Genomic DNA, 21108 nt, shown 5'->3' with positions numbered 1-21108 from the left:
TTTCAGCGCCGATGGTACTGCAGGGGGGACCCTGTGGGAGAGTAGGACGCCGCCGAACAATTTTTGTGAAAAGCCCCGTGGGAACTTCGGTTCCCGCGGGGCTTTTTCGCGTTCCCGGACACTGGGTAATCTCGGATGATGCGCTACGACCTGGTCATTTTCGATAACGACGGCGTGCTGGTGGACAGCGAACCGATCTCCAACCGCATCCTCGCCGGCTATCTCACGGAACTGGGCCACCCCACCACGTACGAGGATTCGCTGCGCGACTACATGGGTGGCGCGATGCACCGGATCCACGACGTCATCAGGCAGCGGACCGGGCAGCGGCTGCCCCCCGCCTTCGACGAGAGCTTCCACGCCCGGGTGTTCGAGGCATTCCGCCGGGAACTCGAGCCGGTTTCCGGCGTGCCGACCGTACTTGGGAAGCTCGTCGCCGACGACGTGCCGTACTGCCTGGCGTCGTCCGGGAGCCATGAGCGGATCAGGGTGGCGCTGGACAAGACGGGGCTCGCCGAGTGGTTCGCGGCGGAGCGGATCTTCTCCTCGCAGGATGTCGGGCGCGGAAAGCCGGCGCCGGATCTCTTCCTGCACGCGGCCCGGCGGATGGGCGTAGCGCCCGAGCGGTGCGCGGTCGTCGAGGACAGCGCGCTCGGAGTGCAGGCGGCGCTCGCCGCGGGGATGGACGTCTACGGCTTCACCGCCATGACGGCGCCCGCACGACTCGCCGGGGCCACCGCGTTGTTCTCCGACATGACGGAACTGCTGCCGCTCCTCCACCTACCCAGGGGTAGCGGGGAGTTCTAAGCTGACCGGCCATGACGGCCCCTCGGGTACCAGGAGTGCGACTGCGGCACGGCCGCCTCTCACTCACCCTCAGTTTCCTCGTCCAGGGCGCGGTCTTCGCCCTTCTCGTGACCCGCATCCCGGCGATCCAGGACCGCTACGGGATATCGGACGCCCTGCTGCCCGCGTTCCTCGCGGCCGTGCCGGTCCTCGCCGGGGCCGGCAGCGTCGCCACCGAGCACCTGGTCAAGCGGGTGCGGCCCAGTGTGGTGCTGCGGTGGGCGCAGCCCGTGGTCTGCCTGGCGCTGCTGGCCGTCGGGTCGGCCGGGTCGATGGCGCAGGTCGCCGTGGCGCTGGGCGTGTTCGGACTGTCCGTGGGCGCCCTGGACGCCTCGATGAACATGCTGGGGGTGAGCCTGCAGCGGGCGTACGGGCGGAGCATCATGCTCGGCTTCCACGCCGCGTACAGCCTCGGCGGCATTGTGGGTGCCTCCCTGGCGTGGGCCGGGGCGCACTGGCACCTCTCGCTCGCGGTGCTGTACGGGCCGGTGGTGGCGGTGCTGGTGCCGGTGGCTCTGCTCGCCGGCCGGTGGTTCGTGGACCAGGTGCCCGGGGCCCCGCGCGAGGCGTCGGCGCGGGGGCTCGTGCGCGGCGGGGCCGGGGAGGGCGGGAAGGCGGCGGCGCCCGTCGCCATGAAGCTGCTGCTGCCGCTGTGCCTGGTGATGGCGTTCGCGTACATCGGGGACTCCACCGTCTCGAACTGGAGCGCGAAGTACCTCCGGGACGTGCTGGGGAGTTCCGAACAGCTCGCCACCGTGCCGTACAACGTCTACATGGTCACCACGCTGCTCGGACGGGCGGTCGGGGACATCGGGGTGCGGCGGTTCGGGGCGGTCGCCGTGGTGCGGACCGGGACCGTCGTCGCGGCGGGTGGCTTCGCGGTGGTGGCGGCGGCCCCCGGGGAGTGGGCCGGGATGGCGGGGTTCACACTGCTCGGGCTGGGGCTGTGTGTGATCGTGCCGCAGACGTTCGCGGCGGCCGGCCGGCTGGCCTACGACAAGGATGGCGCTGGCGCTTCGGACGCGGCGGTCGCCCGCCTGAACATTTTCAACTATGTGGGGTTTTTGGTCGGTTCCCCGCTGGTGGGAGTGCTCGGTGACGCGTGGAGTTATCGGGGCGCGATGCTCGTTCCGGTGCTCCTGGTGCTCGTGACACTCGTATACGCCCGTTCGTTCGCCACCGGGGAGGCCGGATACGGTGACGGATATGAACGGCCGCGCACAGTTGATGTGGGACGAGGCAGTAACGGGCTATGACTTCGGCCCCGGGCATCCGATGGATCCGGTCCGGCTCGCGCTGACCATGAGCCTGGTCCGGGCGTACGAGCTCGACCGCGGGCCCCTGGAAGTGGTCGCGGCCAAGCCCGCCGGGGACTCCACGCTGCGGCTGGTGCACCGCCAGGACTACATCGAGGCCGTCCGAGCCGCCTCGGCCGACCCCGCGTCGGCGGACATGGCGTACGGGCTGGGCACCGAGGACGACCCGGCCTTCCGGGGAATGCACGAGGCGTCGGCGCTGATCGCGGGGCAGTCGGTGGGCGCGGCGGAAGCCGTCTGGGGCGGCGGGGCGCCGCACGCGGTGAACTTCGCCGGCGGGCTGCACCACGCCATGCCGGGCGGCGCCTCGGGCTTCTGCGTCTACAACGACGCGGCGCTGGCCATCGCCCGGCTGCTGGAGCTGGGCGCCGAGCGGGTCGCGTACGTGGACGTCGACGTGCACCACGGCGACGGCGTGCAGGCGGCGTTCTGGGATGACCCGCGGGTCCTGACGATCTCGTTGCACGAGCATCCGCGGACGCTCTTCCCGCAGACCGGCTGGCCGGAGGAGACCGGTGGCGCGGGCGCTCCGGGCAGCGCGGCCAATGTGGCGCTGCCGGCCGGGACCGGTGACGAGGGCTGGCTGCGGGCCTTTCACGGAGTGGTGCCCGAGCTCTTGGCGGCGTTCCGGCCGCAGGTGCTGGTCACCCAGCACGGCGCCGACACCCACTTCGAGGACCCGCTCGCCCATCTGGCGGTGAGTGTCGACGCGCAGCGGGCGGTGGCGGAGTCCTGCCACGCGCTGGCGCACGAGCACGCGGCCGGACGGTGGGTGGCGCTCGGTGGCGGCGGCTACGCCGTGGTGGACGTCGTACCGCGCAGTTGGACGCATCTGTGCGCGATCGCGGCGGGCCGGCCGATCGATCCGGCCTCCATGGTGCCGGAGGCGTGGCGGCACGAAGTGTTCCGCCGGACCCGGCAGTTGGCGCCGCAGCGGATGACGGACGGGCGTACGCCGCGGTGGCGGGACTTCGTCGAGGACGGTTACGACCCGGCCGACCGTCTGGACCAGGCGGTGCTGGCCACCCGGCGGGCGGTGTTCCCCGCGCACGGGCTGCTGCCGTAGCGGGTGCGGGCGCGCGCCGCTGCCGTACCCGCCGCCATGCCCCCGGATGTGTGACTACCCGTCGGTTAGGGCATCTGATAGCCGGTCAGCGGACCAGCATGGGGCGTGTGGTGGGCACCGGGGCGCTGCGCGCGCACCTGATCGAGGCGCGGCTCGCGGGCACGATCGCGACCCTGCGGGAGAAGAGCCTGGGCCGCTATCGGCTCTTCTCCGCCCGCGATCCCCGGGCGTTGCTCGGGCTGGAGCCCGAACGGGACTGGCCGGTGGGCGAAGTGCTGCGGCTGATGGGGCAGAAGTGCGGGGTTTCGGTCGATCCCGCGCACACTTCCGGCCCTGATGTGATTGATCCCGACCGAACGATCGCGGCTTTGGACCTCTTCGCCGACCGGATCGGCGAGGCCGCGGGCCGGCGGACGCCGGTGCTGCTCGGCACCGGTCATCCGCACCGATTACTGGAGTTCTACGCCGCCCTCGCAGACGCCCTGTGGGCGGCGGGCTGCCCCGTGCTCACCCCGGCGTATGGCTACCGTGTCGACATAGCGACCCGGTTCGGAGTACGTACGTACGCCCTCACTTACGTACGGGGAGTCGCGCTGATGCGCGAAGCCGGCGTGCGGGGCGCACCCGAGACGGGGGGCGTGCACACCCATTCGCCCCTCCCCGTACGCACCGCTCTGGCGGCCGCGGCAGAGTGCGGCGGCCCGCTGCCGGGGTTGGTGATCGGGGACCACGGATGGGTCTGCGGGGCAGGTCAGCTAGGTATCGAGGCGATCGGACTGGCCGATACGGACGACCCCGCGCTGTTCGTCGGACAGGCGGAGGGACGGGTGGCGGTGGTGGTTCCGCTCGACGACGCCGTGCGCTCGGCGGCCTACCGCCCCCTGACGCGCTATGTACTCAATCGCGCACGTCTGTCACAGTAGGCGCGCTTCGCTGCTCCTCTTCCCCACTCGCATCACCCGCCCCTAAATTGGGGAGTGAGCGCATAGCGACGAAGAGTCACCGGAGGGGAAGCCGGTGGCCGTCTTATGCGGAAGGTGCAGGTGTGTCATGGCCGCAGACCAGAGGCCTCTGAACGAGGTCGTGTTTCTGACAGTGGCGGAAGTCGCCACGGTGATGCGAGTGTCGAAGATGACCGTGTACCGCTTGGTGCACAGTGGTCATCTGCCCGCGATCCGCGTGGGGAGGTCCTTCCGGGTGCCGGAGCAGGCAGTGCACGACTACCTCCGCGAGTCCTATGTGGGGGTGGAATCAGCCTGACGGGTCCTCTTGCGACCCTCGGATTACGCCGTACGCCCAGCGCCGGGTAGGCTGGCCCGATGTAGGTAGTGTGGGCTCGGACGCCCCGCACCGAGTGATTCGAAGTGAGCGAGGGTAGTCGTGGGCTCTGTTATCAAAAAGCGGCGCAAGCGGATGGCCAAGAAGAAGCACCGCAAGCTGCTCAAGCGCACCCGCGTTCAGCGTCGTAACAAGAAGTAAGCGACGCTGATCGCGATTTCGCAGCCCCCCACCACACCTGTGTGGTGGGGGGCTGCGGTGCGTTGTGGGCCGTTCGGGCGGTGCCCGGGAGATGAAGGGTGGCCGGGGGCATCCTGTGGTCATCACGGCGCAACACCGACCCGATAGCGTGACCGGCACAGTCTGGCCCGGGTGAAGGGCGAGGCGGGGAAGGAAGGGCTGATCTTGGGCAAGGTCGTGCTCGTCACGGGAGTCGCACGCCGGCTGGCCGGCAGGTTCGTCCGCCGCATCCAGCGAGACCCCGATGTCGAGCGGGTGATCGGGGTCGACGCCGTGCCACCGGAGCACCATCTCGGGGGCGCCGAGTTCCTCAAGGCCGATATCCGGCATCCGGCGATCGCCAGAGTCCTGGCGGAGACGGGCGTCGACACGGTCGTCCATATGGACATCAACGGCACGCCCCTGGGCAGCCGCGGCGGCCGGGCGGCGGTGAAGGAAACCAACGTCATCGGGACGATGCAGCTCCTCGGCGCCTGCCAGAAGGCCCCCCATGTGCGGCGCCTGGTCATCAAGTCCAGCACCAGCGTCTACGGCTCCGCGCCGCGCGACCCGGCGGTGTTCACCGAGACGACCACGCCGAAGTCGCTCCCCAGCGGAGGCTTCGCCAAGGACGCCGTCGAGGTCGAGGGGTACGTACGGGGCTTCGCCCGGCGCCGGCCCGATGTGGCGGTGTGCGTGCTGCGCTTCGCCAACATCCTCGGGCCCTGCGCGGATTCCCCGCTCGCGGAGTACTTCTCGCTGCCCGTCCTGCCGACCGTCCTCGGCTTCGACCCGCGGCTGCAGTTCGTGCACGAGGACGACGCCATCGAGGTGCTGCGGATCGCCGCCTCCGAGCCCCGCCGCGGCACCCTCAACAGCGGCACGTTCAACATCGCGGGGGACGGCGTCCTGCTGCTCTCGCAGACCTCCCGGCGGCTGGGGCGGCCGACGCTGCCGCTGTTCCTGCCGACGGTGCGATGGGCCGGCTCGGCGCTGCGGTCCGTCGGCGTCACCGATTTCTCACCGGAGCAGATCCGGATGCTCACGCACGGCAGAGTCGTCCAGACGACGCAGATGCGCGAGACATTGGGATTCCAGCCCCGCTACACGACGGCGGAGACCTTCGCGGAATTCGCCCGCAGCCGCGGACCCGGGCTGCTGCCGCCCGCGTCCCTCGCCCGTACCGTCGACCGGCTCGCCGGCGTGCTGCCCGCACGCGGCGGCCCGACCCAGTGAGGAGTTCATCCACGATGGCGGACGCCAAGGTCATTCCTTTCGGCGAGGAGCCTCGGGCGCGCCGGAAGGCCAGGCGGGCCGGGCGCGCGGGGCACCCCCCGGCGCTGGCGCCCGTGCCGGAGGCGCGGACCGGCCCCGAGGAGCCGGCGGCGCCCGAACGGCCGGGCGCCGGACGGTCCCTGGACGAGCGGATCGCGGGCGGGCTGAACTTCCTGCGCCGGCGCATCACCGGCGAGTACGAGGTCGACGACTTCGGCTACGACGCGGAGTTGACCGACCAGGTCCTGATGTCGCTGCTGCGGCCGCTGGCGGACAAGTACTTCCGCGTCGAGGTGAAGGGCATCGAGAACATCCCCGCCAAGGGCGGGGCGCTGGTCGTGGCCAACCATTCGGGGACGCTGCCGCTGGACGGCCTGATGCTCCAGGTCGCCGTGCACGACAACCACCCGGCGGGACGTCATCTGCGGCTGCTGGCGGCGGATTTGGTGTTCATGCTGCCGGTGGTGAACGAGCTGGCGCGCAAGGCCGGGCACACCCTGGCCTGCGCGGAGGACGCGCAGCGGCTGCTGGAGCGGGGCGAGGTCGTCGGGGTGATGCCCGAGGGCTTCAAGGGCATCGGCAAGCCCTTCGCCGACCGCTACAAGCTCCAGCGGTTCGGGCGGGGCGGTTTCGTCTCCACGGCGCTGACGGCCGGCGTGCCGATCGTGCCGTGCTCGATCGTGGGCGCGGAGGAGATCTACCCGATGCTCGGGAACGCCAAGACCCTGGCGCGGGTCCTGGGGATCCCCTATTTCCCCCTCACGCCGACGTTTCCGTGGCTGGGGCCGCTGGGGGCGGTGCCGCTGCCGACGAAGTGGACCATCCAGTTCGGGGAGCCGATCCCGACGGACGGCTATCCGGCGGAGGCGGCCGACGATCCGATGCTGATGTTCAACCTGACCGATCAGGTGCGCGAAACGATTCAGCACACCCTCTACAAGCTGCTGGTGCAGCGGCGCTCGGTGTTCTTCTGAGGGAAGGACCGGAAGAACACCGAGCGCGCCGGCCCGGGAGCGCGCCGGATACCGCTCCGCCCGCCCGGGTTTTCCCGGGCGGGCGGTGAACGCCGGCGGTGGCGGCTCCGCTTACTTCGGCAGTCCCTCGCCGTCGATGCCCAGGCCGGGAAGCAATCCCGGGATCAACGGCGGGAGGGTGACGTCGGGCTCGTCGGGTCCGGCCTTGCCGCTGCCCTTCTGCGGGCTCGGGCTGTCGCCCTTGGCCGGCGGATCCAGCAGACCGCCGGTGTTGCCGCCGAGCAGGCCGTCGTCCTGTGACGGCTTGGCCGACGGGTGGGGGGCGTGCGAGCCGGCGCGGTGCTTGCCCCCGCCGGACCGGCTGTCCGAAGGCGACGGATGGCCGCTGTGCCGCGATCCGTTGCCCGAGGTGGTGGGCGCGTCCGGGCGGTGGTTCCTGTCGTCCGGGTGGGACGGCAGCAGCGAGCGGAGCGGACCGACCTCCTCGTCTATGGCGTCGAAGACCGAACTGACCTCGTCACGCACGTCCATGAGCTGCACCGGGAGCCGGTCGCGCAACTGCGACCAGGTGCCGCGATGGGACTTGGTGAAGCGGTTCAGTGCCTGGATCGGGCGGAGCGAACCGTCGCGGGCGAACGCCTGGTGCAGCAGGCGGTGGCCCTCTCCCGCGTCGTGCTTGACGCCCGAGAGCGCCTTGCGGACCTCGCCGAGCGACTCGTGGTCGAGGTCGGCGACCCGGCCGCGTTCCATCAGCCGACGGGCCTCCATCATGCGGGTCACGGCCTGGTCGAGATAGAGCTCCCCGCGGTCGGAGTCGTCGTCGGCCAGGCCGAGTTTGAGGTCCTCCATGCCGCGCTTGAGGCCGTAGAGGGAGTCTCCGGGGAGCGCGTCGGAACTGGCCGCGGCCACGCCGCTGAACGCTCCGGCGGCGACCCCCACCGTCAGGCCGCCCGCGGCCAGCCCCTTGGAGAGGCGGGAGCGCGGGCGCAGCCGGCCGATCGATTTCGCCGCGCGGTGCGCGCCGCCCTTGCGCTGCTCGGGCACCCTGACGTCACCGGACGGGGCGCCTTCGGCGAAGGCGGCCTCCATCGCGGCCACGAGCTGGGCGCGTTGGACAGTTTTGACCTCGGTGGCCATCTGCGGCTTCGGGAGTTCCCCGAGGCCGTCAGCGACCGCCAACAGCCGTGCTTGTTCCGGCGCTTGGGCCGGATTGTCGACCTGGTCCTCGGCCGCCGCGCCCTCGAGGACCTGCTCCTCCAGGGCCTGGGCGAAGGCGTTGGCCCGCCGGTGCACCGAGACATTCGCGATCACGGGCGGCACCTCCTCTCGTCATCCCGCTCGACTCCCCGGACTGGCTTTGACTATCCAGACGGACCGGACGGTTGCACGCCGGTGTACGCGGCCACTCGATCGAGTGAGAGGCAGCGGGCATGGCGTGACCGCATGGAGCCTGCATCCCGCACAACGAGCGGCGCGGCACTCGGGTTACGCACTCACGATGATCTGACCGACCGGTCATGACCGGTCACGAAGCGTGAGCGAAAGACGGCGTGGAGGAGGTCGGCGGAGGGGGATTGGTGGGGGTCAGCGGGCGTCTTCGGGAAGCAGTCGCGCCAGGGTGCGGACGGCTCGGTACTGGAGGGTTTTGATCGCGCCCTCGTTCTTGCCCATGACGCGGGCCGTCTCGGCGACCGAGAGGCCCTGGAGGAACCGCAGCGTGACGCATTCCTGTTGTTGGGGGTTGAGCTTGCGTACGGCCTCCAACAGGGCGGCGTTGGAGAGGGATTCCAGGACGGAGTCCTCCGGGCTGCGCTCGACCTCATTGGCGTCGAGCATCTCCCCGGTGGTGACTTCCAGGCGGAAGCGGGAGGACTTGAAGTGGTCGGCGACGAGGTTGCGGGCGATGGTCACCAGCCAGGCGCCGAAGTCACGGCCCTGCCAGGTGAACGTGCCGATACGGCGCAGGGCGCGCAGGAACGTCTCACTGGTGAGGTCCTCGGCCGTGGCGCGGCCGCCCACGCGGTAGTAGATGTAGCGGTAGACCGTGTCGGCGTACTGGTCGTAGAGGCGGCCGAAGGCTTCGGCCTCGCCGGCCTGGGCACGTTCGACGAGGTCCATCATGCGACGGCTGTCGCTGTCGGCGGGGCGACGGGCGGTGGTCGTGCCGGCGCCGGAACGGCGGGTTCTGCCGGCGGCCTTGCCGACCGCAGCACTCCCGTCGGCCAAGGCGTAGCAGGGGCCGGCGGGGACGGCTGAGGCGAATGCGGGGACGGCGTACGCGGTGGGGACAAAACTGCGCAGGTGGTCGACGACTGTCGTACGCAGCGTAGCCAGGCCCGAGGCGTCAACCCCGACGTGTGGGTACACGGGACTCCCAGAGGCAGAGCTTCCATCACGTGCAGTGCGGGACCGTTCACTCGTCGTAGGGACGTGTGGGTTCCGGATTGCGTCTGAGGAGAATAACGCTTCGTATAGGCAGCGCTACACCCAGTTGCTCAAATCATCGATTACTTACGGTCCGTGCCGGGTTGGTGGCAGATCAAGTATCGATTACTGAGCAACAATTGATCGGAAGGGAACGCAATCTGCCTGGTTGAAGGGCGTGTTGTGGTTGTCCCCCGGCAACTGGACTGCCGGGGGAGGGGTGGGGGTAGGTAAAGCGGATGGCCGCCGCCCCGCGCCGTGATCAGCCCTGGTCAGGTCGGTCAGCGGCGGCGGCGCTGGAGCGCCGCGGCGGCCGCCGCGCCACCGGCGAGCGCGCCCACACCGGCCGCGGCCGGGATTCCGATCTTGACCGCTTTGCGGCCGGTTCGGTAGTCGCGCAGTCGCCAACCGTGTTCACGGGCGTGCTTGCGCAGCCTGCCGTCGGGGTTGATGGCGTACGGATGGCCGACGAGCGAGAGCATCGGGATGTCGTTGGCGGAGTCGCTGTAGGCGGCGCAGCGCGACAGGTCCAGGCCCTCGGCGGCGGCGAGGGCGCGGACGGCCTCGGCCTTGGCCGGGCCGTGCAGCGGCTCGCCGACCAGCTTGCCGGTGTAGACGCCGCCCACGGATTCGGCGACGGTGCCCAGCGCGCCGGTCAGGCCGAGCCGGCGGGCGATGATCGTGGCGGTCTCGACGGGGGCGGCCGTCACCAGCCAGACCTTCTGGCCGGCGTCGAGGTGGGCCTGGGCGAGGGCGCGGGTGCCCGGCCAGACCCGCTCGGCCATGTACTCGTCGTAGATCTCCTCGCCGATGGACATCAACTCGGCGACGCGGTGGCCCTGGACGATGGACAGCGCGCTGTTGCGCACGTCCGCCATGTGCTCGGGGTTCTCCGAGCCGGCCAGCCGGAAGTAGATCTGCTGCCAGGCGAAGCGGGCCAGATCGCGCTTGTGGAAGAAGTGGCGCTTGTACAGGCCGCGGCCGAAGTGGAAGAGGGCGGCGCCCTGCATGACGGTGTTGTCGAGGTCGAAGAAGGCGGCGGCCGCGACGTCCCCGACGACGGGGAACTCGGGCTCGGCCGGGGGAGCCTCGGGGGTCTCCCGGGAGGTCTTGCGGGCGGCCTCGGCCGCGGCCTCGCCGGCCAGCACGCTGCGTGCCGTGGCGGGCCGTCTGCGGCGGGTGAACCATCCCGCGGAGAAGAGCGCCCCGGAGGGACTCGGATCGGGGCGGCGGTCGGGCGACGGGCGGGCCATGGGGGTCAGCCTAGCCAGTTTGTTCGGGGTGGCCGGTTACGGCCGGATGTCGGGCGGCGCGGGAGTCGCCGAAGCGCGGGTTACGGCCAGGTGGGAGGGGTGCGGGAGGCCCGGCCGGGCCGCCCCGCGGCCGGTTCAGGCGCCCAGCGCCTTGCGCAGGCGCTTGGGGTCCACCCGCCAGAAGTCGTGCTGGGCGCCGTCCACCAGGACGACCGGAATCTGCTCCCAGTACTTGTGGTGCAGCTCGGCGTCCTCGGTGATGTCCTTCTTCTCCCATGACGCGCCCGTCTCGGCGCATACCTGTTCGATCACGGCCTGGGCGTCGTCGCACAGATGGCAGCCGGGCTTTCCGATGAGGGTCACGACGCGCTCGGTGGGGGGCTTGCCGGCGCTGCGGCTGAACAAGGGGGCCATGGGGCCATTGTGCCCGGTCGTGAGGCGGTGCCGGTGGGGCGCCGGGTCGCATACCATCGGTGGGCGATTTGTTGGTTTCCGGGGGCATAGCGGTGAGGAGTGAGGGCTCGTGCTCCCGTCAGCGCTCCCGCGATATGAGGGCGGAGCGGGCGAACGGCGCGAGGCGGAAGTTGGTTCCGCGAACGCCGGTAAAAGCCGCGTGACCCCGGTCACTTTGCCCCGACAAAACGGACACCATCTTTGTGCACGCGTTCACAAAGACATAGCCTGCTGTCGACGGGGCGGTCGGGGGACGTACGGCCGCCCGCAGCCCCGCTCTACCCGCAGGAGCACCGTGGCAACTGGCCGAACTCACCGACCGGCGACCCGAAGCCGAGGCATTCCCGAGGCCACGGTCGCCCGGCTTCCGCTGTATCTGCGCGCCCTGACCGCGCTCTCCGAGCGCTCGGTCCCCACGGTCTCGTCCGAGGAGCTCGCGGCCGCGGCGGGGGTCAATTCCGCGAAGCTGCGCAAGGACTTCTCCTACCTCGGCTCCTACGGGACCCGCGGCGTCGGCTACGACGTGGAGTACCTCGTCTACCAGATCTCGCGCGAGCTCGGTCTGACCCAGGACTGGCCGGTCGTCATCGTCGGTATCGGTAACCTCGGCGCCGCGCTCGCCAACTACGGCGGCTTCGCCTCCCGTGGTTTCCGGGTCGCCGCGCTGATCGACGCCGACCCGGCCATGGCCGGCAAGCCCGTCGCCGGCATCGCCGTCCAGCACACCGACGAGCTGGAGACGATCATCGCCGACAACGGCGTCTCCATCGGTGTCATCGCGACCCCCGCGGGCGCGGCCCAGCAGGTCTGCGACCGCCTGGTCGCCGCCGGTATCACCTCGATCCTGAACTTCGCGCCGACCGTGCTGACCGTCCCCGACGGGGTGGACGTACGGAAGGTCGACCTGTCGATAGAGCTCCAGATCCTCGCCTTCCACGAGCAGCGCAAGGCGGGCGAGGACGCGGCGCACGACGGCGGACCGCCGGCCCGCGTGGCCCGCGCGGCCGCCGCCAACCGCAAGGGACCTGACGGGGACGTGCCCGCCGTGATGCCGGCATGAGCCTTCTTGTTGTCGGACTGAGCCATCGCAGTGCGCCGGTGAGCGTTCTGGAGCTTGCCGCGCTCGCCCCCGAGGCGCGCGGCAAGCTGCTCCAGGACGCGGTGTCGGCCGAGCCGGCCACCGAGGCCGCGGTGCTCTCCACCTGCAACCGCATCGAGCTCTACGCCGACGTGGACAAGTTCCACGCCGGTGTCGCCGAGCTGTCCACCCTCCTGGCCCGCCACAGCGGCGCCGGCCTGGAGGAGCTCACCCCGTATCTCTACGTCCACTACGAGGACCGGGCCGTCCACCACCTGTTCTCGGTGGCCTGCGGCCTGGACTCCATGGTCGTCGGCGAGGGGCAGATCCTCGGGCAGATCAAGGACGCGCTGGCCGTCGCGCAGGAGCAGCACACCGCGGGCCGGCTGCTGAACGACCTGTTCCAGCAGGCGCTGCGGGTCGGCAAGCGGGCGCACAGCGAGACCGGGATCGACAAGGCCGGCCAGTCGCTGGTCACCTTCGGTCTGGAGCAGCTCGCGGGCGCCGGCCGGGACGTCGAGGCGTGGGCCAAGGGCAAGCGGGCGCTGGTGATCGGCGCCGGCTCGATGTCGTCGCTGGCCGCCACCACCCTCGTACGGGCCGGCATCGCCGACCTGGCGGTGGCCAACCGGACCGTGGAGCGGGCCGAGCGGCTGGTGCGGATCCTGACGGAGCCGGGTGGGCCCGGCGCCGCCGGGGGGCTGAGCGCCCGCGCGGTCGCGATGACGGCCGTCCAGGACGAGCTGGCGCTCGCCGACGTGGTGGTCTCCTGCACCGGCGCGACCGGCCTGGTGCTCGGCGCCGACGCGGTGGCGGCCGCCCTCGACGGCCGGGACGCGCCGCTGGCGCTGCTCGACCTGGCCATGCCGCGCGACGTGGACGCCGCGGTGCACCGGATCCCGGGCACCCACCTGGTCGACATCGAGTCGCTCGCCGACGCCTCCGCCGACGCCCCGATGGCGGCCGACGTGGACAAGGTGCGCGGCATCGTCTCCGACGAGGTGGCCGCGTTCGGCGCCGCGCAGCGGGCCGCGCACATCACCCCCACCGTGGTCGCCCTGCGCACCATGGCCGCGGACGTCGTCGCGGGCGAGATCGCCCGGCTCGACGGCCGCCTTCCCGACCTGGACGACAAGCAGCGCGCGGAGATCACCCAGACCGTGCGCCGCGTCGTCGACAAACTCCTGCACGCGCCCACCGTGCGGGTCAAGCAGCTCGCGAGCGAGCCCGGCGGCGCCGGGTACGCGGACGCGCTGCGGGAACTCTTCGACCTCGACCCCCAGACGGTCGCCGCCGTCAGCAGGGCCGACACGCGGGCCGACAGGCACGACGCAGCACGGGAGCGGGCATGACTGACAGCACTATGAGGGCCCTGAGGCTGGGTACACGGCGGAGCAAGCTCGCCATGGCCCAGTCCGGACAGGTCGCCGAGGCGGTGCGCGAGCTGACGGGCCGCCCCGTCGAGCTGGTGGAGATCACCACGTACGGCGACACCTCCCGCGAGCACCTCGCACAGATCGGCGGCACCGGCGTTTTCGTCTCCGCCCTGCGCGACGCACTGCTCGCCGGGGAGATCGACTTCGCCGTTCACTCGCTCAAGGACCTGCCCACGGCGCAGCCCGCGAACCTCACCCTGGCCGCCGTGCCGGTGCGTGAGGACCCCCGCGACGCGCTGATCGCCAGGGACGGGCTGACCTTCGAGGAGCTGACCGCCGACGAGGGCCGGGTGGCCCGGATCGGCACCGGCTCGCCGCGTCGTATGGCGCAGCTCAACGCCTGGGCCAGGTCGCTGGGCCGGCGGGTGGAGACCGTCCCGATCCGGGGGAACATCGACACCCGGCTCGGTTTCGTCGCCAAGGGCGAACTGGACGCGGTCGTCCTGGCCGCCGCCGGGCTCTCCCGGATCGGCCGGATCGCCGAGGCGACGCAGTTGCTGTCGCCCGACGTGGTTTTGCCCGCCCCCGGCCAGGGGGCACTGGCGATCGAGTGCGCCGCGGTCAACGCGGAGCTCGCCGCCCGGCTCGCCGAGCTCGACGACCCGGTCACCCGGGCCGCCGTGACCGCCGAGCGTTCCCTGCTCGCCGCCCTGGAGGCCGGCTGCTCCGCACCCGTTGGTGCGCTGGCCGACCTTCCCCAGGGTGACGAGCAGGCTGTCACCGAGATGCGCCTGCGCGGCGTCGTCGGCACGACCGACGGCAGCGCGCTGGTGCAGATGTCCACCACCGGGCACGTACCCGCCTCTCCCGACGACGTGTCGACCCCGCTGAAGCTGGGCCGTGAACTCGCCGCCGAGATGCTCGCCAAGGGTGCGGCCGGTCTTATGGGGGAGCGAGCACTTTGAACCCCACCGCCCCAAACCACTCCGCCTCCGGCCAGGTCACCTTCCTCGGTGCCGGGCCGGGAGACCCGGGTCTGCTGACGCTGCGTGCCGTGGAGGCGCTGGGCCACGCGGACGTGCTGATCGCCGACCCGCAGGTGCTGGACGTCGTCCGCGCGCATGCGCGGGCACAGGTGGACACACCGCAGCCGACATCACCTGACGACCCGTCAATTCCCGTCGCCTCCACCGAGGTTTCGGCGCTTCGCAACACCGCCAATCTTGTCATGGCGGCCGCGCGCGCGGGCAAGCGGGTGGTGCGTGCCGTCGCGGGCGACCCCGGCCTGGACGGGGACGTCGCCGAGGAGATGCTGGCGTGCGCCGCCGAAGGCATCGTCTTCGAGGTCGTGCCCGGCATCGCCGCCGCGGTCGGCGTGCCCGCGTACGCCGGGGTGCCGCTGCGCGACGCCCAGGGCACCGATGTGCGCTTCGTCGACGCCCGCGCCGCCGACGACCGCTGCTGGTCGGAGCTGGGCAGCAGCGACGCGACGGCGGTGGTGTCCACCACCCTGGACTCCGTCGCCGCGGCCGCCGCGGAGCTGGTCTCCGCGGGCCGCAAGCCCGACACCCCGCTGACCGTCACGGTCGCCGGCACCACCACGCGCCAGCGCACCTGGTCCGCCACCCTCGGGTCGGTCGCCCAGGTCCTCAAGGCCGCCAAGGTGCTGCCGTCGCCCGACGGCGGGCAGCCGGTCATAGCCGTGGTCGGTGAGCGCAGTGCCGCGGCGCAGCGCGACCAGCTCTCGTGGTTCGAGTCCAAGCCGCTGTTCGGCTGGCGGGTGCTCGTACCGCGTACGAAGGAGCAGGCCGCGTCGCTCTCCGACCAGCTCGTCTCGTACGGCGCGGTGCCGCACGAGGTCCCCACCATCGCCGTCGAACCGCCGCGCACCCCGCAGCAGATGGAACGCGCGGTCAAGGGCCTGGTCACCGGCCGCTACGAGTGGATCGCCTTCACCTCGGTCAACGCCGTCAAGGCGGTCCGGGAGAAGTTCGAGGAGTACGGCCTCGACGCCCGCGCGTTCGCCGGGATCAAGGTCGCCGCGGTCGGCGAGCAGACCGCCAAGGCGCTGGTCGCCTTCGGTGTGAAGCCCGACCTGGTGCCCAGCGGCGAGCAGTCCGCCGCCGGCCTCCTGGAGGACTGGCCGCCCTACGACCCGGTCTTCGACCCGATCGACCGCGTCTTCCTGCCGCGCGCCGACATCGCCACCGAGACCCTGGTGGCCGGGCTGATCGAGCTGGGCTGGGAGGTCGACGACGTCACCGCCTACCGGACGGTGCGCGCCTCGCCGCCGCCGGCCGAGACCCGTGAGGCGATCAAGGGCGGCGGCTTCGACGCGGTCCTGTTCACCTCCTCCTCGACCGTCCGCAACCTCGTCGGCATCGCCGGCAAGCCGCACAACGTGACCGTGATCGCCTGTATCGGTCCGGCCACCGCCAAGACCGCCGAGGAACACGGGCTGCGCGTGGACGTCATGTCGCCCGAGCCGTCGGTGCACAAGCTGGCCGAAGCGCTCGCGGACTTCGGGGCGGCGCGGCGCGATGCCGCGCTGGAGGCCGGGGACCCGGTCACCCGTCCCAGCGAGCGGCGGCCCGGATCCCGTAGGAGGGCCCGCAGTTGAGCAGCGTGACGTACGGAAGCTTCCCCGGGGCGCGGCCGCGGCGGCTGCGCACCAGCCCCGCCATGCGGCGGATGGTCGCCGAACACCGGCTGCACCCGTCCGACCTGATCCTCCCGGCGTTCGTCCGGGAGGGCATCTCCGCGCCGGTGCCGATCTCCGCGATGCCGGGCGTCGTCCAGCACACCCGCGACACGCTGCGCAAGGCGGCCGTGGACGCGCTGGCGGCCGGGGTCGCCGGGATCATGCTCTTCGGTGTGCCCGAGGACGCCAAGAAGGACCCGCTCGGTACGGCCGGGACCGACCCCGACGGCATCCTCCAGGTCGCCATCCGGGACGTGAAGGCCGAGGTCGGTGACGACCTGGTGATCATGTCCGACCTGTGCCTGGACGAGTACACCGATCACGGCCACTGCGGCGTCCTGGACGAGGCGGGCCGGGTCGACAACGACGCGACGCTGGAGCGCTACGCCGAGATGGCGCAGGTGCAGGCCGACGCGGGCGTCCATGTGGTGGGTCCCAGCGGCATGATGGACGGCCAGGTCGGCGTCGTCCGTGACGCGCTGGACCAGACCGGCCACGAGGACGTCTCGATCCTCGCCTACACCGCGAAGTACTCCTCGGCGTTCTACGGCCCGTTCCGTGAGGCCGTCGGCTCCTCGCTCAAGGGCGACCGCAAGACCTACCAGCAGGACCCGGCGAACCTCCGCGAGTCGCTGCGCGAGCTGGCGCTCGACCTCGACGAGGGCGCCGACATGGTCATGGTCAAGCCGGCGCTGCCCTACCTCGACGTGCTGTCGAAGATCGCGGACGCGGTGGACGTACCCGTCGCCGCCTACCAGATCTCCGGTGAGTACGCGATGGTCGAGGCGGCCGCCGAGAAGGGCTGGATCGACCGGGACAAGGCGATCCTGGAGACCCTGACGGGCATCAAGCGCGCGGGCGCGAACATGATCCTCACCTACTGGGCGACCGAGGTCGCGCGGGGGCTGTGATCCCGTAGCGCACGGCAGACGACGAGGCCCGCACCGGATGTCCGGTGCGGGCCTCGTCGTCGCGGCGGGCGGCCGCCGGGCCGTTACAGGCGCTCGGGGGTGCGGATGCCGAGGAGCGCCATGCCCTGGTGGAGCGTGCGGCCGGTGAGGTCGCACAGGAACAGGCGGTTCTCGACGACCTCCGGGGCGTTGTCGGCGCTCAGCACGTGGCACTGGTCGTAGAACGTCGTCAGGCGCGAGGCGAGCTGGTAGAGGTACGCGGCCAGCTTGTGCGGCTCGTAGGTCTCGGCCACCTCGGCCAGGACCTCGGAGAACTCGTCCAGGTGCAGGCCCAGCGCCCGCTCCGCCGGGGCGAGTTCGAGCTCCGGGTGGGCCGCGGGCCGGGCGTCGCCCGCCTTGCGCAGGATCGACTGGATACGGGCGTAGGCGTACTGGAGGTAGACGCTCGTGTCGCCGTTGAGCGACACCATCTGGTCCAGGTCGAACTTGTAGTCGCGGGCCGCCGAGGTGGACAGGTCGGCGTACTTCACCGCGCCGATGCCGACGTGGTTGCCGTTCTCGACGATCTCGGCCTCGCTCAGCCCGATCTTCTCGCTCTTCTCCCGCACCACCGCCGTGGCCCGCTCCACCGCCTCGTCCAGCAGGTCGACCAGCCGCACCGTCTCGCCCTCACGGGTCTTGAACGGCTTGCCGTCCTTGCCCAGGACCGTGCCGAAGGCAAGCTGCACCGCGTGCGTCTTCTCGTCCAGCCAGCCGGCCCGCCGGGCGGTCTCGAAGACCATCCGGAAGTGCAGGGACTGCCGGGCGTCGACGACGTACAGCAGGGTGCCGGCGCCGAGGTTCTGGACCCGGTCGCGGATCGCGGAGAGGTCGGTGGCGGCGTAGCCGTAGCCGCCGTTGGACTTCTTGACGATCAGCGGGGTCGGGTTGCCGTCCGGGCCCTTCACGTCGTCGAAGAAGACGCAGAGCGCACCGTCCGAGCGGACCGCGACGCCGGTCTCCTCCAGGATGCGGCAGGTCTCTTCCAGCATGGCGTTGTAGCCGGACTCGCCGACGACGTCCTCGTCGCGGATCTCCATGTCGAGCTTGTTGAAGACGGAGTAGAAGTAGATCTTCGACTCGTCGACGAAGCGCCGCCACAGGGCGAGGGTCTCGGCGTCGCCCGCCTGGAGGTCCACGACCCGGCGCCGCGCCCGCTCCTTGAACTCGGGGTCGGCGTCGAAGAGGGTCCGCGACGCCTTGTAGAGCCGGTTGAGGTTGGACATGGCCTCCTCACCGGAGACCTCGCCGCCCTCGTGGTCCAGCTCGTGCGGGTGCTCGATCAGATACTGGATGAGCATCCCGAACTGGGTGCCCCAGTCGCCGATGTGGTGCCGCCGGACGACCTTCTCCCCGGTGAACTCCAGGATCTCGGTCATCGCCGCGCCGATCACCGCCGACCGCAGGTGGCCGACGTGCATCTCCTTGGCGACGTTCGGCTGCGCGTAGTCGATGACCGTCGTGCCGGGCGCGGCGGCGCAGGGCACGCCCAGCCGGTCGTCGGCGGCCCGCGCGGCGAGCGTCCGCACGATCGCCTCGTCCGAGACGGTGATGTTCAGGAACCCGGGCCCGGAGACCTCGATCTCCTTGATCACCGAACCGCCCGCCCCGGCCGTGCCCTCGTCGGGCGCCGAGAGGGCCGTCACGACCCGCGCGGCCAGCTCACGCGGATTGCCCTTGAGCTTCTTCGCCAGCGCGAGCATGCCGTTGGCCTGGAAATCCGCCCGGTCACTTCGGCGCAGCAGCGGGTCCGCGGCGCCGGCCTCCGGCAGGGCTGCCGAGAGGGCGTCCGCGACGCGCTGGTTGACCGTAGCTGCGAGGGAAGGGACCGAGGCCATGGAGAGAAGCTCTCTTCTAGGAGGGGGTCGTGGGAGTGGAAATGGGTTTGCCAACGAGTATCCCACGGCGCTTCCATCGAATTTCCGTCTGGGACAATGGGCACCGTCAGGCTTTTGTGCGCCCGGCGGCGCGCGAGGACGCTTCAGGAAGAGGAAGGGCCGATCGTGGCTCAGCAGAGCACCGAGACCGACTGGGTCTCCAGGTTCGCGGACGAGGTCATTGCCGAGGCGGAGCGCCGCGCCCCCGGCAAACCGATCGTCTGCGCCTCGGGTCTGAGCCCGTCCGGCCCGATCCACCTCGGCAACCTCCGCGAGGTCATGACCCCGCACCTGGTCGCCGACGAGATCCGCCGCCGCGGCTACGCCTGCGAACACATCCTGAGCTGGGACGACTACGACCGGTACCGCAAGGTCCCGGCCGGCGTCGACCCGTCCTGGGCCGAGCACATCGGCAAGCCCCTCACCTCCGTGCCCGCCCCGCCCGGCAGCCCGTACGCGAGCTGGGCCGAGCACTTCAAGGCCGCGATGGAGGAGTCGCTGGCGGAGCTGGGCATCGAATACCGCGGCATCAGCCAGACCGAGCAGTACACCTCCGGCGCCTACCGCGAGCAGGTGCTGCACGCGATGAAGCACCGCGCCGAGATCGACGCCGTCCTCGGCCGCTACCGCACCAAGGACAAGGCCACCGGCGACGCCAAGAAGCCGCAGCAAAAGCAGCAGAAGCCGGTCGACGCGGCCGAGCTGGAGGCCGCCGAGGGCTCCGGCGCGGCGGCCGAGGACGACGGCAGCGCGGGCGGCGCCGGCTACTTCCCGTACAAGCCCTACTGCACCGTCTGCGAGAAGGACCTCACCACGGTCACCTCCTACGACGACGACACCACCGAGCTGGCCTACGACTGCACCGCCTGCGGTCACCGCGAGACCGTGACGCTGCGCGAGTTCGACCACGGCAAGCTGGTGTGGAAGGTCGACTGGCCGATGCGCTGGGCGTACGAGGGCGTGATCTTCGAGCCCAGCGGTGTGGACCACTCCTCGCCCGGCTCCTCGTTCGTCGTCGGCGGCCAGATCGTGCGCGAGGTCTTCGACGGGGCGCAGCCCATCGGCCCGATGTACGCCTTCGTCGGCATCAGCGGCATGGCCAAGATGTCCTCCTCCAAGGGCGGCGTGCCGACCCCGGCCGACGCGCTGAAGATCATGGAGGCGCCGCTGCTGCGCTGGCTGTACGCCCGCCGCCGCCCCAACCAGTCCTTCAAGATCGCCTTCGACCAGGAGATCCAGCGGCTCTACGACGAGTGGGACGCGCTGGAGCGGAAGATCGCCGACGGCACGGCGCAGCCTGCCGACGCCGCCGCCTACGCCCGCGCCACCGGCACCGCCGCCGGCGAACTGCCCCGGACGCCGCGCCCGCTGCCGTACCGCACCCTGGCCTCCGTCATCGACATCACCGGCGGCCACGACGAGCAGACGCTGCGCATCCTGAGCGAGCTCGACCCGGACAACCCGGTCACCTCTCTGGACGAGACCCGGCCGCGGCTGGACAAGGCCGAGAACTGGATCACCACCCAGGTCCCGGCCGAGCAGCGCACCCTGGTGCGCGACGAGCCGGACGAGGAACTGCTCGGCTCGCTGGACGATCAGGCCCGCGCCTCGCTGCGGCTGCTGCTCGACGGGCTCGACGAGCACTGGTCGCTGGACGGCCTGACCACGCTGGTCTACGGCGTCCCGAAGATCCAGGCGGGGCTGGCGCCGGACGCCAAGCCGACGCCGGAGCTGAAGGTCGCGCAGCGGGCGTTCTTCGCGCTGCTGTACAACCTGCTGGTCGGCCGGGACACCGGGCCGCGACTGCCCACGCTGCTGCTGGCGGTCGGCGCGGACCGGGTGCGCAAGCTGCTCGGCGGGTGACCGCCGGCCGGCGCCGTACGACCGCTGGGTCGGAGACGCCGGCGCCGGAGTGCGACCAAGGAGTGAGGACGGGCTCGGCCCCGGGGAGGACGATCCCCGGGGCCGGGACCACCCACCCGGGGGGACGAGAGGAATACCCCGATTCACCCCCACTCTCCC

Annotated in this window: 19 protein-coding genes; 14 read left to right on the top strand and 5 right to left on the bottom strand. The window is 71.3% G+C overall.

Translation table 11 applies throughout. The features are described from left to right. Window positions 1-138: 138 nt before the first annotated feature. The 8 genes from ACZ45Z_RS31225 (at window position 139) to ACZ45Z_RS31190 (ending at window position 6974) form a co-directional block, all read left to right on the top strand. The gene (locus ACZ45Z_RS31225) at window positions 139-807 is read left to right on the top strand and encodes an HAD family hydrolase (RefSeq protein WP_468369601.1); all 669 of its coding nucleotides are present in this window, start codon (window positions 139-141) and stop codon (window positions 805-807) included. Between the two features lie 11 nt (window positions 808-818). Beyond that, window positions 819-2102 carry an MFS transporter gene (locus ACZ45Z_RS31220; RefSeq protein ID WP_468369598.1) on the top strand — a complete coding sequence of 428 codons (1284 nt, stop codon included), beginning with the start codon at window positions 819-821 and terminating at the stop codon, window positions 2100-2102. Further along, window positions 2053-3228, top strand: coding sequence for an acetoin utilization protein AcuC (locus tag ACZ45Z_RS31215; protein ID WP_468369596.1), 1176 nt, complete (start codon window positions 2053-2055; stop codon window positions 3226-3228). The genes ACZ45Z_RS31220 and ACZ45Z_RS31215 overlap by 50 nt, the downstream gene beginning before the upstream one ends. Before the next feature lie 107 nt (window positions 3229-3335). Continuing rightward, the gene (locus ACZ45Z_RS31210) at window positions 3336-4151 is read left to right on the top strand and encodes a phosphatase (protein WP_468369593.1); all 816 of its coding nucleotides are present in this window, start codon (window positions 3336-3338) and stop codon (window positions 4149-4151) included. 127 nt (window positions 4152-4278) lie between these two features. Then, complete coding sequence (locus ACZ45Z_RS31205; RefSeq protein WP_014144137.1) at window positions 4279-4488, top strand: helix-turn-helix domain-containing protein; 210 nt, start codon at window positions 4279-4281, stop codon at window positions 4486-4488. 120 nt (window positions 4489-4608) lie between these two features. Further along, window positions 4609-4707 (top strand): 30S ribosomal protein bS22, encoded by a 99-nt coding sequence (locus ACZ45Z_RS31200; protein ID WP_003948845.1) that lies wholly within the window; start codon window positions 4609-4611, stop codon window positions 4705-4707. Window positions 4708-4911: 204 nt separating this feature from the next. Further along, window positions 4912-5961 carry an NAD-dependent epimerase/dehydratase family protein gene (locus ACZ45Z_RS31195; RefSeq protein WP_468369610.1) on the top strand — a complete coding sequence of 350 codons (1050 nt, stop codon included), beginning with the start codon at window positions 4912-4914 and terminating at the stop codon, window positions 5959-5961. A 14-nt stretch (window positions 5962-5975) separates the two neighbouring features. Continuing rightward, window positions 5976-6974, top strand: coding sequence for a lysophospholipid acyltransferase family protein (locus ACZ45Z_RS31190; protein ID WP_468369591.1), 999 nt, complete (start codon window positions 5976-5978; stop codon window positions 6972-6974). A gap of 111 nt (window positions 6975-7085) precedes the next feature. Here the strand turns inward: ACZ45Z_RS31190 and ACZ45Z_RS31185 are convergent, their stop codons facing one another. The 4 genes from ACZ45Z_RS31185 to ACZ45Z_RS31170 all read right to left on the bottom strand — a co-directional run bounded on the left by ACZ45Z_RS31185 (window position 7086) and on the right by ACZ45Z_RS31170 (window position 11065). Then, window positions 7086-8285 (bottom strand): DUF5667 domain-containing protein, encoded by a 1200-nt coding sequence (locus ACZ45Z_RS31185; protein WP_468369588.1) that lies wholly within the window; start codon window positions 8283-8285, stop codon window positions 7086-7088. Window positions 8286-8558: 273 nt separating this feature from the next. Next, window positions 8559-9341: an ECF subfamily RNA polymerase sigma factor, BldN family gene (locus ACZ45Z_RS31180; protein WP_407551773.1), complete on the bottom strand. Its 783-nt coding sequence runs from the start codon at window positions 9339-9341 to the stop codon at window positions 8559-8561. 338 nt (window positions 9342-9679) lie between these two features. Then, window positions 9680-10651, bottom strand: coding sequence for an HAD family hydrolase (locus ACZ45Z_RS31175; protein ID WP_468369584.1), 972 nt, complete (start codon window positions 10649-10651; stop codon window positions 9680-9682). Between the two features lie 135 nt (window positions 10652-10786). Next, entirely contained in the window at window positions 10787-11065 is a 279-nt protein-coding gene (locus ACZ45Z_RS31170) for a glutaredoxin family protein (RefSeq protein ID WP_468369581.1), read from the bottom strand. A 334-nt stretch (window positions 11066-11399) separates the two neighbouring features. Here ACZ45Z_RS31170 and ACZ45Z_RS31165 point away from each other — a divergent pair, with 334 nt between their 5' ends. Genes ACZ45Z_RS31165 through hemB form a run of 5 tightly spaced genes read left to right on the top strand, consistent with a single transcriptional unit; the run spans window position 11400 to window position 17170 of the window. Further along, window positions 11400-12164, top strand: coding sequence for a redox-sensing transcriptional repressor Rex (locus ACZ45Z_RS31165; protein ID WP_468369578.1), 765 nt, complete (start codon window positions 11400-11402; stop codon window positions 12162-12164). After that, the gene (locus tag ACZ45Z_RS31160; protein WP_468369576.1) at window positions 12161-13534 is read left to right on the top strand and encodes a glutamyl-tRNA reductase; all 1374 of its coding nucleotides are present in this window, start codon (window positions 12161-12163) and stop codon (window positions 13532-13534) included. The genes ACZ45Z_RS31165 and ACZ45Z_RS31160 overlap by 4 nt, the downstream gene beginning before the upstream one ends. Next, window positions 13531-14523, top strand: coding sequence for a hydroxymethylbilane synthase (hemC, locus tag ACZ45Z_RS31155; RefSeq protein WP_468369573.1), 993 nt, complete (start codon window positions 13531-13533; stop codon window positions 14521-14523). Before ACZ45Z_RS31160 ends, hemC begins: the two co-directional genes overlap by 4 nt. Next, window positions 14520-16178 (top strand): bifunctional uroporphyrinogen-III C-methyltransferase/uroporphyrinogen-III synthase, encoded by a 1659-nt coding sequence (locus ACZ45Z_RS31150; RefSeq protein ID WP_468369570.1) that lies wholly within the window; start codon window positions 14520-14522, stop codon window positions 16176-16178. The genes hemC and ACZ45Z_RS31150 overlap by 4 nt, the downstream gene beginning before the upstream one ends. Further along, on the top strand, window positions 16175-17170 hold the full coding sequence (gene hemB, locus ACZ45Z_RS31145) for a porphobilinogen synthase (protein ID WP_468369568.1): 996 nt from the start codon (window positions 16175-16177) through the stop codon (window positions 17168-17170). Before ACZ45Z_RS31150 ends, hemB begins: the two co-directional genes overlap by 4 nt. Window positions 17171-17253: 83 nt before the next feature. On the opposite strand, the gene argS is transcribed toward hemB, so the two are convergent. After that, window positions 17254-19047, bottom strand: a complete 1794-nt coding sequence (argS, locus tag ACZ45Z_RS31140) for an arginine--tRNA ligase (RefSeq protein ID WP_468369566.1) — start codon at window positions 19045-19047, stop codon at window positions 17254-17256. A gap of 165 nt (window positions 19048-19212) precedes the next feature. Here argS and lysS point away from each other — a divergent pair, with 165 nt between their 5' ends. After that, window positions 19213-20949 (top strand): lysine--tRNA ligase, encoded by a 1737-nt coding sequence (gene lysS / locus ACZ45Z_RS31135; RefSeq protein WP_468369563.1) that lies wholly within the window; start codon window positions 19213-19215, stop codon window positions 20947-20949. The last annotated feature ends 159 nt before the right edge of the window (window positions 20950-21108 follow it).

The organism is Streptomyces sp. NPDC031210 (assembly GCF_055570395.1).
The sequence above is the reverse complement of the archived record's forward strand: the minus strand, read 5'-3'. Positions and strand labels throughout refer to the sequence as shown.

What these genes read in the sequence shown, in the direction of transcription:
- ACZ45Z_RS31225 (WP_468369601.1), top strand. Translation starts at nt 139, where the DNA reads ATGCGCTACGACCTGGTCATTTTCGATAACGACGGCGTGCTGGTGGAC.
- ACZ45Z_RS31220 (WP_468369598.1), top strand. Translation starts at nt 819, where the DNA reads ATGACGGCCCCTCGGGTACCAGGAGTGCGACTGCGGCACGGCCGCCTC.
- ACZ45Z_RS31215 (WP_468369596.1), top strand. Translation starts at nt 2,053, where the DNA reads ATGAACGGCCGCGCACAGTTGATGTGGGACGAGGCAGTAACGGGCTAT.
- ACZ45Z_RS31205 (WP_014144137.1), top strand. Translation starts at nt 4,279, where the DNA reads ATGGCCGCAGACCAGAGGCCTCTGAACGAGGTCGTGTTTCTGACAGTG.
- ACZ45Z_RS31190 (WP_468369591.1), top strand. Translation starts at nt 5,976, where the DNA reads ATGGCGGACGCCAAGGTCATTCCTTTCGGCGAGGAGCCTCGGGCGCGC.
- ACZ45Z_RS31175 (WP_468369584.1), bottom strand. Translation starts at nt 10,651, where the DNA reads ATGGCCCGCCCGTCGCCCGACCGCCGCCCCGATCCGAGTCCCTCCGGG.
- ACZ45Z_RS31170 (WP_468369581.1), bottom strand. Translation starts at nt 11,065, where the DNA reads ATGGCCCCCTTGTTCAGCCGCAGCGCCGGCAAGCCCCCCACCGAGCGC.
- ACZ45Z_RS31160 (WP_468369576.1), top strand. Translation starts at nt 12,161, where the DNA reads ATGAGCCTTCTTGTTGTCGGACTGAGCCATCGCAGTGCGCCGGTGAGC.
- hemC (WP_468369573.1), top strand. Translation starts at nt 13,531, where the DNA reads ATGACTGACAGCACTATGAGGGCCCTGAGGCTGGGTACACGGCGGAGC.
- argS (WP_468369566.1), bottom strand. Translation starts at nt 19,047, where the DNA reads ATGGCCTCGGTCCCTTCCCTCGCAGCTACGGTCAACCAGCGCGTCGCG.